Annotated in this window: 10 protein-coding genes; 5 read left to right on the forward strand and 5 right to left on the reverse strand. The window is 74.8% G+C overall.

Annotated features, from left to right (window positions below; genetic code table 11):
• Positions 1-26 precede the first annotated feature (26 nt).
• Positions 27-788, forward strand: a complete 762-nt coding sequence (locus ACIBIW_RS23100) for a sirohydrochlorin chelatase (RefSeq protein WP_399338865.1) — start codon at positions 27-29, stop codon at positions 786-788.
• 55 nt (positions 789-843) lie between these two features.
• On the opposite strand, the gene ACIBIW_RS23105 is transcribed toward ACIBIW_RS23100, so the two are convergent.
• Positions 844-1,413, reverse strand: a complete 570-nt coding sequence (locus tag ACIBIW_RS23105) for a DUF1697 domain-containing protein (protein WP_399338866.1) — start codon at positions 1,411-1,413, stop codon at positions 844-846.
• A 283-nt stretch (positions 1,414-1,696) separates the two neighbouring features.
• Between ACIBIW_RS23105 and ACIBIW_RS23110 the strand changes: the two genes are divergently transcribed.
• Positions 1,697-3,943, forward strand: a complete 2,247-nt coding sequence (locus ACIBIW_RS23110; protein ID WP_399338867.1) for an MMPL family transporter — start codon at positions 1,697-1,699, stop codon at positions 3,941-3,943.
• A gap of 112 nt (positions 3,944-4,055) precedes the next feature.
• Positions 4,056-4,691, forward strand: coding sequence for a DUF4865 family protein (locus ACIBIW_RS23115; RefSeq protein ID WP_399338868.1), 636 nt, complete (start codon positions 4,056-4,058; stop codon positions 4,689-4,691).
• Positions 4,692-4,760: 69 nt separating this feature from the next.
• Here the strand turns inward: ACIBIW_RS23115 and mgt are convergent, their stop codons facing one another.
• Positions 4,761-5,969, reverse strand: coding sequence for a macrolide-inactivating glycosyltransferase (gene mgt / locus ACIBIW_RS23120; protein WP_399338869.1), 1,209 nt, complete (start codon positions 5,967-5,969; stop codon positions 4,761-4,763).
• Positions 5,970-6,114: 145 nt separating this feature from the next.
• A complete protein-coding gene (gene prcB / locus ACIBIW_RS23125) occupies positions 6,115-7,005 on the reverse strand; it encodes a proteasome subunit beta (protein WP_399338870.1) in 891 nt (296 codons plus the stop codon).
• Positions 7,006-7,237: 232 nt separating this feature from the next.
• Between prcB and ACIBIW_RS23130 the strand changes: the two genes are divergently transcribed.
• Positions 7,238-8,101, forward strand: coding sequence for a phosphotransferase enzyme family protein (locus ACIBIW_RS23130; RefSeq protein ID WP_399338871.1), 864 nt, complete (start codon positions 7,238-7,240; stop codon positions 8,099-8,101).
• Positions 8,102-8,257: 156 nt separating this feature from the next.
• Complete coding sequence (locus tag ACIBIW_RS23135) at positions 8,258-9,943, forward strand: glycoside hydrolase family 13 protein (protein ID WP_399338872.1); 1,686 nt, start codon at positions 8,258-8,260, stop codon at positions 9,941-9,943.
• 7 nt (positions 9,944-9,950) lie between these two features.
• Here the strand turns inward: ACIBIW_RS23135 and ACIBIW_RS23140 are convergent, their stop codons facing one another.
• Together ACIBIW_RS23140 and ACIBIW_RS23145 are read right to left on the reverse strand one after the other, a co-directional pair.
• A complete protein-coding gene (locus tag ACIBIW_RS23140) occupies positions 9,951-10,673 on the reverse strand; it encodes a 3'-5' exonuclease (protein WP_399338873.1) in 723 nt (240 codons plus the stop codon).
• A gap of 170 nt (positions 10,674-10,843) precedes the next feature.
• Positions 10,844-12,088 (reverse strand): SAV2148 family HEPN domain-containing protein, encoded by a 1,245-nt coding sequence (locus tag ACIBIW_RS23145; RefSeq protein WP_399338874.1) that lies wholly within the window; start codon positions 12,086-12,088, stop codon positions 10,844-10,846.
• Positions 12,089-12,446: the final 358 nt, after the last annotated feature.

Here is a 12,446-nt window from a genome sequence, read left to right on the forward strand (position 1 = left end):
GCCGCTCCCCGTACCCTGGAAGGCCCATGCGCACGTTCGTACGACCCGCACCGCCGGCGCTGCTCGCCGTCGCCCACGGCAGCCGCGACCCGCGGCACGCCGCGACGGTGCACGCCCTGCTCGGACGGGTGGCGGCGCTGCACCCCGGGCTGCGGGTCGCGGTCGGGTTCCTGGACTTCAACCTGCCGTCGGTGCCGGGCGCGCTGCGCGCGCTCGCCGCCGACGGGGTACGGGACGTGGTGGCGCAGCCGCTGCTGCTGTCGCGCGCCTACCACGCCAAGCACGACATCCCCGCGGTGCTGCGCCGCGCGCCCCGGGGCCTGCGGGTCAGGCAGGCGGACGTGCTCGGCCCCGCCCCGCTGCTGACGGCGGCGCTTGAGCGCCGACTCGCACAGGCGGGCCTCGACGCCTCGTGGCGCTCGGGGACCGGGGTGGTGCTCGCCTCGGCGGGCTCGTCCGACCCGGCGGCGGGCGCGGCGCTCGCCGGGATCGCGCGGGAGTGGCAGGCCACCGGCTGGCGCGCGGTGCGCACCGCGTTCGCCTCCGCCTCGGGGCCCCGTACCGAGGACGCCGTACGGCTGCTGCGGGCCGAGGGCGCGCGCCGGGTGGCCGTCGCGCCGTACGTCCTGGCCCCCGGCTTCCTCCCGGACCGCATCGCGCGGGGCGCGAGGGAGGCGGGCGCCGACGTCCTCGCGAACGTGCTGGGCCCGGCCCCCGAGGTGGCGGAGCTGCTGCTGCGCCGCTACGAGGAGACAGCGTCGGCGCGGGACGAGCGGGCGGCGGGCTGAGAAGGGGGCTGCCGCGCGGCGGCGCCGGTGCCGCCGGGCGACTCGCCCGGCCCGTTCACCTGGTCATCTCCACGAGCCGGGCGACCGTGTTCCAGTTGCGGCTGGTGGCGACCACGCCCGGGGTGAGCGCGGGCCTGGCGAGCGCCTGGCCGAGCCGGGAGCGGCCGAGCCCTTCGGGCGCGTAGAGGTAGAGCACCCGGTCGCCGAGCCGGTAGTCCTCGGGGGCGTAGTCCGCCGGGTCGAGCCCGGCGAAGCGTGCGGGGTCGACCGGCGCGGAGAAGAAGGTGGCGTGCAGTTGCCGCCCGGCGAGTGACGCCGCGGGGAACGGGCAGCCGGCCTCGGCCGCGCGCAGATACGCGCCGTCGCGCACCACACAGCCGACAGGGAAGCCGAAGCGCTCCTGGAGCGCGTGCTCGATGCGCGCGGCAAGCCGCTCCTCCGCGCCGTCGCCCGGCTCCCCCGGCTGCCGGGCGGGGTCGGCGGTGAAGACAGCGTTGCCGCTCTGTAGATGGGTACGCACGTCGTCGAGTCCCAGGGTCGCCATCAGGGTGCGCAGCTCTGCCATCGGCACCTTCCTCGCGCCGACGTTGACCCCTCTCAGCAGGGCGGCATAGGTCGTCTTCATGCTGCTCACCCTATGTGCGCGCAGGCGGCGATGTCAGGGCGTCCCGGCCCGGCGACCCCGAGGCCGCGGCGCGGCGCCCCGATACCTGTAGGGGTCACCGCTCCTCCTGGGCGGTGAGCCCGCGCCGTACGGAGGGAGGAGCGGCGGGCGCCCCGGTTCCGCAGGCAGCACGACGAGCGGGCCCGGTTTCGGCCATAGCGTCGTCGTGGAGTCGGCGGCGGGGGTGCCGCGGGCACGGCTGAGGGGGCAATGACGCGTGAGGGGCAACCACAGAGTGACGGGGGTGCGGGGCTTCGCGGCCCGCGCCGGGGGGTGGAGCGCCGGCCACCGGTGGTCGGCGATCGGCGTCTGGCTGCTGTTCGTCGTGCTCGCCATGGGCCTGGGCTCGGCGGCGGGACGCGTCGACGTACAGGAGGACAACCAGCTCAGCGGGGAGACCAGCCAGGCGGCGCGCATCCTCGACGACGCCGGGATCGAGGAGCCCGCGGGCGAGACGGTGCTGGTCCAGGCGCGCGGCCAGGACACAGGCGCCCGTGACGCCGGGTTCAGGGCCGCCGTGGACGAGGTCGTGAAGGCGGTCGGCGGGACGGGCGCCGTCACCCATGTCGCCTCCCCGTACGACACCGGCACCCTCTCGAAGGACGGGCGCAGCGCGCTGGTGCGCTTCGACATGAAGGGCGACCCGGAGACCGCGGGCGAGCGGGTGGGGCCCGTGCTGAAGGCGGTCGAGGGGGTCCAGAAGGACCACGGGGACCTGCGCGTCGAGGAGATCGGCGCGGCCAGCATGAGCAAGACCTACGACGACGCCTTCGGCAGCGACTTCACCAAGGCCGAGTACTCCGCGGTGCCCGTGGCCCTCGGCATCCTGCTGATCGCGTTCGGCGCGGTGGTGGCCGCGCTGCTGCCGGTGGCGCTGGCGATCACCGCGATCGTCGCCACCATGGGCCTGATGGGCCTCGTCAGCCACCTCCAGCCGATGAGCGATACCGCGAACTCGGTGATGCTGCTCGTGGGGCTCGCCGTCGGCGTCGACTACTGCCTGTTCTATCTGCGCCGGGAGCGCGAGGAGCGGGCCGCGGGCCGGGACGCGGGCACCGCGCTGCGGATCGCGGCGGCGACCAGCGGGCGCGCGGTGGTGGTCTCCGGTGTCACGGTGTGCGTGGCGATGGCCGGGATGCTGTTCACCGGGATCGCCGAGTTCGAGGCGATGGGTCTCGCCTCGCTGATGGTGGTGGCCGTCGCCATGGTGGGCTCCGTGACGGTGCTGCCCGCGCTGCTCTCGCTGCTCGGCGAGCGGGTCGAGAAGGGCCGTATCCCGTTCCTGCACCCGGACAAGCGCCGTACGAGGCGGCCCGTGGGCGAGGGCAGCAGGGTGTGGCGGAGGGTGCTCGGGGTGGTGCTCGCCAAGCCCGCGGTGTCGCTGGTGGTGGCGGTGGGCGTGCTGCTGGCGATCGCGGCGCCCGCGCTCGGCATGAAGACCCAGAACCTCACGCTCGACCAGGAGTTCGGCGACCGGCTGCCCATCGTGGCCACGTACGACCATGTCAACGAGGCGTTCCCGGGCGGCTCGGAGCCCGCCCAGGTGGTGGTGAAGGCCCCGGACATCGGCGCGCCCCGGGTGGCCTCGGCGATCGAGGACTTCCGGCATCGCGCGGTGTCCTCCGGCGCGTCCGGCGGCCCGGTGGGCGTGGCGGTGCACAAGGAGCAGAATGTGGCGGTGCTCTCGGTGCCGCTGGTCGGCGGCTCCGACATGGACAAGGCAGGGCACAGCCTCGACGTGCTGCGGGACGACGTGCGGCCCGCGACGCTCGGCCGGGTCGCGGGCGTCGAGGCCCCGGTGACCGGGGACGTGGCGGGGTCCAAGGACTTCAACGACCAACTGGTCGGCTCGGTGGCGCCGGTCTTCGCCTTCGTGGTCGTCTTCGCCTTCCTGCTGATGCTGCTCTCGTTCCGCTCGCTGACCATCGCCGTCACCTCCATCGTGCTGAACCTGCTGTCGGTGGGCGCGGCGTACGGGGTGCTGGTGGCGGTGTTCCAGCACGGCTGGGGCGCCTCGCTCGTCGGGGCCGACGGGGTCGGCGCGATCATCACCTGGCTGCCGCTGTTCCTGTTCGTGATCCTCTTCGGGCTCTCGATGGACTACCACGTGTTCGTGGTCTCCCGGATCAAGGAGGCCAGGGCGCGGGGCCTGAACACCAAGGACGCGATCACCCGGGGCGTGGTCACCACGGCGGGCGTCGTCACCAGCGCGGCGGTCATCATGGTCGCGGTGTTCGCCATCTTCGGCACGCTGTCCATGCAGTCCATGAAGCAGATGGGCGTGGGGCTCGCCGCGGCGGTCCTCATCGACGCGACGGTCATCAGGGGCGTCCTGCTGCCCGCGGTGATGGCGCTGCTCGGCGAGCGGAACTGGTACTTCCCCCGCTGGCTGCGCCGGCTCCCCGACCTCAGCCACGACGAGCCCGCCCCCGCGCAGAGCGCGCCGCAGCCGGGCACGGCGCCCGGTGTGGAGCCGCCCGTGCGGGTGTGAACGGGGACGCCCCCGCCGCTGTAACTACCAGTATGTACACTCATCTCACCGCCCCGCACCGGGACCGATCCGGTGCGGGGCCGCCCCCGTTCCCGAGGAGAGGTACGCCGCCGTGTACGCGAAGCAGTACGAGATCACCCTCCCCGCCGACTACGACATGGGGATCATCCGGAGGCGGGTGGCAGCGGCGGGCCCCACGTTCGACGGCCTCGCGGGCCTCGGTCTGAAGGCGTACCTGGTCAGGGAGCGCGGCCGGGACGGGTCTGGCGTCAACGAGTACGCGCCGTTCTACCTGTGGAACGACCCGGGCGCGATGGCGCGCTTCCTGGTCGGCGGGGGCGGCTTCCAGAACATCGTCCGCGACTTCGGCCGCCGCGCGGTGCGGCACTGGACCGGTGTCGCCTGCCACGCGGGCCCCGCGAGGGCCGCGACCCCGCGCGCCGCGGGACGGCTCCGTACGCCCCTGGGCGCCGAAGCCGACGGCGCGGCGGCCCCGGACGGCACGGAGGGCACGGGGCTCGGCCTGGCCGCGCTCGTGGAGCGGGAGGCGGCGGCGCTGCGCGTGCTCGCGGCACGCCCCGGGGTGCACACGGCGGCGCTCGCCGTGGACCCGTACCACTGGGAGCTGGTCCGCCTCACCCTGTGGGAGGAGAGCGTGCCGGAGGACAGCGGCGATGTGGAGCGCTACCGGGTGCCGCACCTGTCCGCGCCGGGGCTCGACCGGCTGCCCGAGGGGCCGGCCTGGTGACGGGCGTCGCCGCGCGCCCGGCGCGTCGCGGGCGCGAGTGGGCGTGCGCTCACTGCGGGCGCCCGGCGCTCACTCCGGGCGCAGATAGGACTGGATCAGCCCGGCGGCCCTGGGCGCGCCGCCCTCGGCGGCCATCTCGGTCCTGATGCGCGCGAGCCTGGCCGCGACCTCCGGGTCGGCCACCAGGTCGAGGACCGCGGAGCGCAGCGCCCGCGGGGTGGCCTCCTCGGTGGGGAGCGTGCGGGCCACGCCCAGCTCCTCCAGCAGGGCGGCGTTGCCGAACTGGTCGACGGCCTGGGGCACCGCCACCATCGGTGTGCCGGTCGTCAGGCCCTCCTGGCTGCCGCCCGCGCCCGCGTGGGTGACGAACGCGTCCGCCTGCCGCAGCACGTCGAGCTGCGGGACCCAGGGGTGCACCTCCGCATTCGCCGGGATCGGGCCGAGGTCGCCGGGCGCGACATGCCTGCCGACGGAGAGCACGAGGTGCCAGCCGGGCAGCCCGCCGAACGCTTCGAGGCAGGCCCGGTAGAACCCGGGCTGCTTGGTGAACGTGGAGCCGAGCGACACCAGCACCACCTTCCCGACCCCGGCGGGGCGCCGCCACTCCCCCTGGTGCGCCCGTGGCCCCTGGCAGGAGCCGACGAAGGTGTAGACCGACTCGTCGACCCGGTCGGCGTGCGGCTGGAGGACCCGGGGGATGAGGACGAGGCAGCGGTCGGGGCGGCCCATGAACCGCTCCACCTCCAGGTCCATGCCGTTCTCGGCGATCCAGCGGGCGAAGGTGTCGTAGAAGGCCCGGCCGCGCGCGGTCCGCTTCAGCGGCTCGAACAGCGGCTTGCCGACCTCCTCCTCGTATCCCTCCCAGGCCACCAGGTTCGGTGAGAGCTGGATGAGGGGGACGCCCCAGCGGTGCGCGAGCACCCGCGCGGGGTAGGCGGTGATGTCGTAGAGGACGAGGTCGGGCTCGTCGCCCCGGTAGACCTCGGCGAGCTGGGGCAGGGCCTGGATGGCGTCCGTGAGGAACGGCTCCATGTGGTCGATCGGCTCGGTGCCCCATGCCTCGGGGTCGTCGTCGGTGGGCAGCGTGGAGTGCCAGGGCTTCGGCTCGGCACCGACGCCCGCGACGAGGTCCGCGAAGGACGGCGGCACGGCGTAGGTGACCCGCACCCCCCTGGCCACCAGCTCGCGGATGACTTCGAGGCTGGGGTGGACGTGGCCGTGCGCCGCGATGGAGAACATCGCGACGTGCGGGCGGCCGTTGCGGCTGCGTGGGCTCATGTGATCAACCCTAGGCGAGACGAGACGTCTCGTACAATGAGTTTTCCCGGGCGGGGCAGGGCCCCTGGCGCGGGCGGCGGCCCCGCGCCGGAGCGCCGGGGCGCGCCCGCGGTGTCGTGCCGGGCGGGCCGCGCCCCGCCGTGGCTCAGAGGTCGGCGACCGGGCCCTCGGGGCGCCGCTCGCGCTGCTCGATCATCTCCCTGCTCAGCTCGGCGGTCTCCGCCTCGGAGAGCCGGTCGTAGCCGTCCGCGGTGATCACCGAAACGATCGGGAAGATCCTGCGGTACAGGTCGGGGCCGCCGGTCGCGGAGTCGTCGTCCGCGGCGTCGTACAGCGCCTGGAGCGCGGCGAGCGCGGCCTGCCTGCGGGACATCCCGGGGCGGTAGAGCTTCTTCAGCGCGCCGCGCGCGTACGGCGAACCCGAGCCCTCGGCATGGAAACCGACCGCCTCGTAGGGGCCGCCGGTGACGTCGAAGCTGAAGATGCGGCCGTTCTCGCCCTCGGGCGCGGTCAGGTCGTACCCGGCGAGCAGCGGCACCACCGCGAGGCCCTGGATCGCCTGGCCGAGGTTCTGCCGGATCATGTGCGCGAGTCTGGTCGCCTTGGCGCCGAGGGTCATCGTGGTGCCCTCGATCTTCTCGAAGTGCGTCAGCTCGACCTGGTACAGCTTCACCATGTCGATCGCGATGCCCGCGGTGCCCGCGATGGCCACGGCGGTGTGGTCGTCGGCCGGGTACACCTTCTCCATGTCGCGCTGGGCGATGACATTGCCCATGGTGGCCCTGCGGTCGCCCGCGATGAGCACGCCGTCGGCGTACGTGAGCGCCAGGATCGTGGTGCCGTGCGGAATGCGTGAGGTGTCCATGCCCCCGCCCCCCTGCCCCGCTCTCCGGTCGGGGCCGTCCCCGCGCGTTCCGGACAGCAGCCGCGACGAGAGCAGCTCCGGGCGGTTCTCCGCCACCAGTTCCATGAACGACGAACTGCCCGGTGTGAACAGGCTCGGATCGGAGTCGGGGCCACCCGCGGTGCCTGCCATCTCGCTCTCCCTTGGTCTTCTCGTGCTCGGGGACCCCCGGGGCTCGAACGCCGCGGAACACCCGCCGAACAGTGTCTGTCCTCACTAGTACCAGAGCCCGGGGCCCGGAAACCCCTGGCGGGGACCGGGGGCGGCGGCGCCTCCCGGCACACCGCGCCCCGGCGGGCGGTGACAGACTGGCCGCCGAGCGGGCCCGCGGTGCGGCCCGCCGTGCGAAGAGGGGCGTGGACGCATGGACGAGGCCGCCGCCCGCGCGGCACTCGCGGTCGCCGGGGTGCTGCCCGAAGGCGGCCGCGGGGCACGGCTGCTGACCCTCGGTGAGAACGCCGTGTTCGCCGAGGGCGATCTCGTGGTGAAGGTCGGCAGGGCCCCGGAACTCGCCGGGCGCGCCGCGCGTGAGCTGCGCGTCGCCGACTGGCTCGCCGCCGAGGGCGTGCCCGCGGTACGGGCCGCGGTGGCGGAGCCGCTGCTGGCCGACGGCCGCCCCGTCACCGTGTGGCACCGGCTGCCCGAGCCGGTGCGGCCCGCGGTCCCCGCGGACCTCGCGGTGCTGCTGCGCGCGGTGCACGCCCTGCCGCCGCCCGCGTTCACGCTGCCGCCGCGGGAACTGCTGGGCGGGGTCGAGCGCTGGCTGCGGCTCGCGGGCGACGCGGTCGACCCCGCGGACGCGGCGTATCTGCGGGCGCGCAGGGACGGCTTCGCCGAGGCCGCCGCGGCCCTCACGTCCCGGCTGCCGCGCGGCCCCATCCACGGCGACGCGCTGCCGCGCAACGTGCACATCGGTCCTGAAGGGCCCGTGCTCGTCGACCTGGAGACCTTCTCGCACGACCTGCGCGAGCACGACCTCGTGGTCCTCGCACTCTCCCGCGACCGGTACGGGCTGCCGCCCGAGCAGTACGACGCCTTCACCGCGGAGTACGGCTTCGACGTGCGCGAGTGGGAGGGGTGCGCGGTGCTGCGGGGCGCCAGGGAGACGGCCAGTTGCGCCTGGGTCGCCCAGCACGCGCCGGGAAACCCCAGGGCGCTCGCGGAGTTCCGCCGCCGGGTGGCGTCGCTGCGGGACGGGGACGCGTCGGTGCGCTGGTACCCCTTCTGAGGTGCCGATGCCGGTACCCCTTCCGAAGTGCCGAAGCCGAGGCGCCGGCCGAGGCTCCGGGCGCGGGGCGCGGGCGGGTGCGCGTTCCCGGCGTGCCGTCCGCGGGGAGGGTCAACGGGGCGAGCCCGTAAGGGAAGCCGTCGAAAGGAGCCCCCCGTGACCGAGCAGGAACGGCCCGACCTCTCCTCGCAGGACCCCGACTGGTGGCGGCAGGCGGTGGTCTACCAGGTCTACCCGCGCAGCTTCGCCGACTCCGACGGCAACGGCGTCGGCGACCTGCCCGGCGTCACCCGCCGCCTCGGCCACCTCGCCGACCTCGGCGTGGACGCGCTCTGGCTGAGCCCGTTCTACCCCTCCGCGTGGAAGGACGGCGGCTACGACGTCGCGGACTACCGCGACGTGGACCCGCTGCTCGGCACCCTCGACGACTTCGACGAGCTGTCCCGCACCGCGCACGCCCTCGGTCTGAAGGTGCTCGTCGACATCGTCCCCAACCACTCCTCCGACCTGCACCCCTGGTTCCGTGAGGCGCTGGCCGCTGCCCCCGGCTCCCCGGCGCGCGACCGCTACATCTTCCGGCGCGGGCGCGGCCCGGGCGGCGGGCGGCCGCCCTCGGACTGGGAGGCCGACTTCGGCGGCAGCGCCTGGCAGCGGCTGCCCGACGGCGAGTGGTACCTGCACCTGTACACACCGGAGCAGCCCGACTTCAACTGGGCGAACGAGGAGGTGCGCGAGGACTTCAGGCGCACCCTGCGCTTCTGGGCCGACCGGGGCGTGGACGGCTTCCGCATCGACGTCGCGCACGGCCTCGCGAAGGACCTGGCAGAGCCACTGCGCGACCTGGGGCCGGGGCAGCGCGCGGGCCGCGACGAGCGCTCCGCGGATGGCACAGACGGCACAGACGGCACCCACCCGTACACGGACCGGGACGAGGTGCACGAGATCTACCGCGACTGGCGGCTGGTCCTCGACTCGTACACCCCACCGAGGATGGCGGTCGCCGAGGCATGGGTGAAGAACTCCCGGCGGGTCCTGTACACCCGGCAGGACGAGCTGGGCCAGGCGTTCAACTTCGAGTTCCTCCAGTCCGGCTGGTCGGCGCCCGAGCTGCGCGCCGTCATCGGCTCCTCCCTGGAGGCGGCCCGCGCCGCGGGCGCCTCGGCGACCTGGGTGCTCTCCAACCACGACGTGGTACGGCACGCCTCCCGGCTCGCGCTGCCGCCGGGCGCCGACCCGGACGCCTGGCTGATGTCCGGCGGCACCAGGCCGGCGGTCGACCCCGCGCTCGGGCTGCGCCGGGCCAGGGCGGCGACGCTGCTGATGCTGGCGCTGCCCGGGTCCTCGTACCTCTACCAGGGCGAGGAGCTGGGTCTTCCCGAGGTCGCCGACCTGCCGCCCGGCGCGCTGCGCGACCCGGTGTGGGAGCAGACCGGGCACACCCGCAAGGGCAGGGACGGCTGCCGGGTGCCGCTGCCGTGGACCCCCGAGGGGCCGTCGTACGGCTTCGGGCCCGACGGCGCCTGGCTGCCGCAGCCCGCCTCCTTCGGGCCGCTGTCGGCGGCGGCGCAGCGGGCCGCCGAGGAGGCGGGCGCGGCAGGCACCACGCTCGGCCTCTACCGGGCCGCGCTGCGGCTGCGCGGGGAGCTGCTGGGCGACGAGAGCCTGGTGTGGCACTCCTCGCCCGAGGGCGTGCTGGACTTCGGGCGCTCCTCCGGCTGGCGCTCCGTCACCAATCTGTCGGCGACGGCGGTGGCGGTGCCGCCCGGCGAGCAGGTGCTGTGCAGCGCGGGCCCGGTGCCGGTGTCCGCCGTCGCGCCCGACACCACGGTGTGGCTGCGCTGACCCGCCCTCAGCCGCCCTGCCCCGCGGGTATCCGCAGCGGCCAGGCCCCGTCCACCACGGCGTCGGGCTCGCCGCTGCGGCGCAGATACGACTGGAAGTCGGCCGCGCGGCTCGCGGACCAGCCGATCTGGCTGCGGTGCAGCTCCGCGGGGCCGAGGGCGGCGATCTTGGGGTGCCGCTCGGCGATCGCGCGGGCGAGCCGGGCCGCGGCCAGCGCGTCGGACGCCGCGTCGTGCGCCGTGGTGAGCGCGACGCCGTACTCGGCGCAGACCGCCTGAAGGGTGCGCTTGCCGCGGCGGTAGCGGTCGACCTGGCGGTCGATGGTGTACGGGTCGACGACCGGGGCGGGCGGGGCGCCGCCGAGGCGCTCGGAGAGCGAGGGCAGCCCGTGCCGCAGCAGCTCGGCGGAGAGCAGGGTGAGGTCGAAGGAGGCGTTGTACGCCACCACGGGGACACCGGCGCGCCAGGAGGAGGCGAGCGCCTCCGCGAGGGCGTCGGCCACCTGGTCGGGGGGCGCGCCCTCGGTCGCCGCGCGCTCCGTGGTGATCCCGTGCACCGCGGTCGCCTCCGCGGGGATGGGGACGCCGGGGTCGGCGAGCCACTGCCGCTGCGCGGTCTCGGCGCCGGCCCCCAGCTCCACCACCGCGCCCGTGACGATACGGGCGCCGAGCGGGTCGGTGCCCGTGGTCTCCAGGTCGAATCCGGTCAGCGGCTCGCGGTGCCAGGTCATTTGCTCCCCCTTGGTCATGACACGCCCCCCGTGGCGGCGCGTTCACCCGTGCTCCTCACCATGGCACGCGGCACTGACACCGCGGTCCGCCGCGGCGCCGGGAGGCGGCGAGGGGCCGGGACGAGGCCGGGAGGGCGGCCGCTCCTGGGGGCCCGGGGCGGCCCCGCGGTTCAGGAGACCGGACGCGAGTCGCCCCACGCCAGCTCGAACTCCTCCCGGTAGACGCCGAAAAGACCGCCGTCCGCCGGGTCGGCGCCCTGCTTCACGGTCCGTCCCGCGCCCCGCAGCACCAGGACGGGGGCGTCCACGCCGCGGCTGCCGCGCAGGTACGACTGGAGGATCGCGATGCCGTCGCTGCCGTCGCCGTCGACCATGTACGCGGTGAAGCGCGGGGTGTCGTCGAAGACCTGGATCTCGAAGGCGCCCGGGTCGCGCAGCCTGCCCTTGACCCGCCGCATATGGAGGATGTTCATCTCCACGGACCTGCTCAGCTCGCCGCGCTTGAGGCCGAGTTCGCGCTCCCTGCGCTTGATGGAGCTGCTTGCCGGGTTGAGGAAGAGCAGCCTGACCCGGCAGCCGGACTCGGCGAGCCGTACCAGGCGGCGGCCGGAGAAGTTCTGCACCAGGAGGTTGAGCCCTATGCCGACGGCGTCGAGCCGGCGCGCGCCGCCGAAGATGTCCTCGGCGGGGAACTGGCGCAGCAGCCTGACCCGGTCGGGGTGCACCCCCACGACGTCCCCGTACCTGTCCCCCACCAGGTTCTCCACCGCGTCCACCGGCAGCCTGCGGGCCGACGGCACGTCGGAGCCCGCGCCGAGGATGCCGAGCAGCCGGGCGCAGGCCCGCTCGGCCTGGGCGAGGACGGTGCCCGACAGGGCGCGGTTGCGGGAGACGACGTTGCGGGTGACCTCCAGCTCGTCGAGGACGAGTTCGACGTCGCGGCGGTCGTCGAAGTACGGCTCGAAGCAGGGCCAGTGCTGCACCATCAGCTCGCGGAGCTGGGGCAGGGTCAGAAAGCTCAGGACGTTGTCGTCCGCGGGGTCGAGGAGGTAGCCCTTGCGGCGGCTGACCTCGCGCACCGCGACGGCCCGCTGCACCCACTCCTGCCCCGCCGGGCCCGCGGCCGCCACCACCCAGTCAGCGCCGTGCACCGGCTCGTAGATCGGGCGCAGCACGGCGGCGACCACCGCGCGCAGCCGCTGTTCGACCAGGTTCAGCCAGATGTAGGCGCGGCCTGCCCGCTGGGCGCGGGTGCGCACCTCCGACCAGACCTCGGCGTCCCAGTCCAGCTCGGGCCCGATCTCGGACTCCTGCTCGACCGTCCGTGCCAGGGACACCCCCCCGGGCGGGGCCGCTCCGGGCTCCCCTTCCCGGCCGTCGTCACCAGGGGGCAGCTCCAGCCCTCCCGCACTCACCCACGTACCGCCTTCCGCTCCCCCGAGTGCCTCCCCGTTCAACGATCAAGGAAGCCTACTCCGCGAGCGCTGGCCGGTGCAGCCCGGTGCACACGCAGCTAATCACAACTCGGTTCCGGCGTGCGGCCCTTCCCGGGCTACCGCGGATGCGCGGTGGTGCGCCCCCGGCGCCCGGAGCCACGGCACGAGCGGGGCCGATCGTATGATCGACGCCGGGGCGGGTATGTGCGGACGGGTGGTCGTCCCACGGCAGTGGCGGACGTCCTAGGGCGTGTCCGCAAAGTCAGGGTAGCCACAGTCGTAGGCAGGCGAGGGTGACCAGGGCTTGGTAGTGGCGGGCGCGTTTGTCGTAGCGGGT

It is taken from the genome of Streptomyces sp. NPDC050560 (assembly GCF_044457285.1).
Lineage (GTDB): Bacteria > Actinomycetota > Actinomycetes > Streptomycetales > Streptomycetaceae > Streptomyces.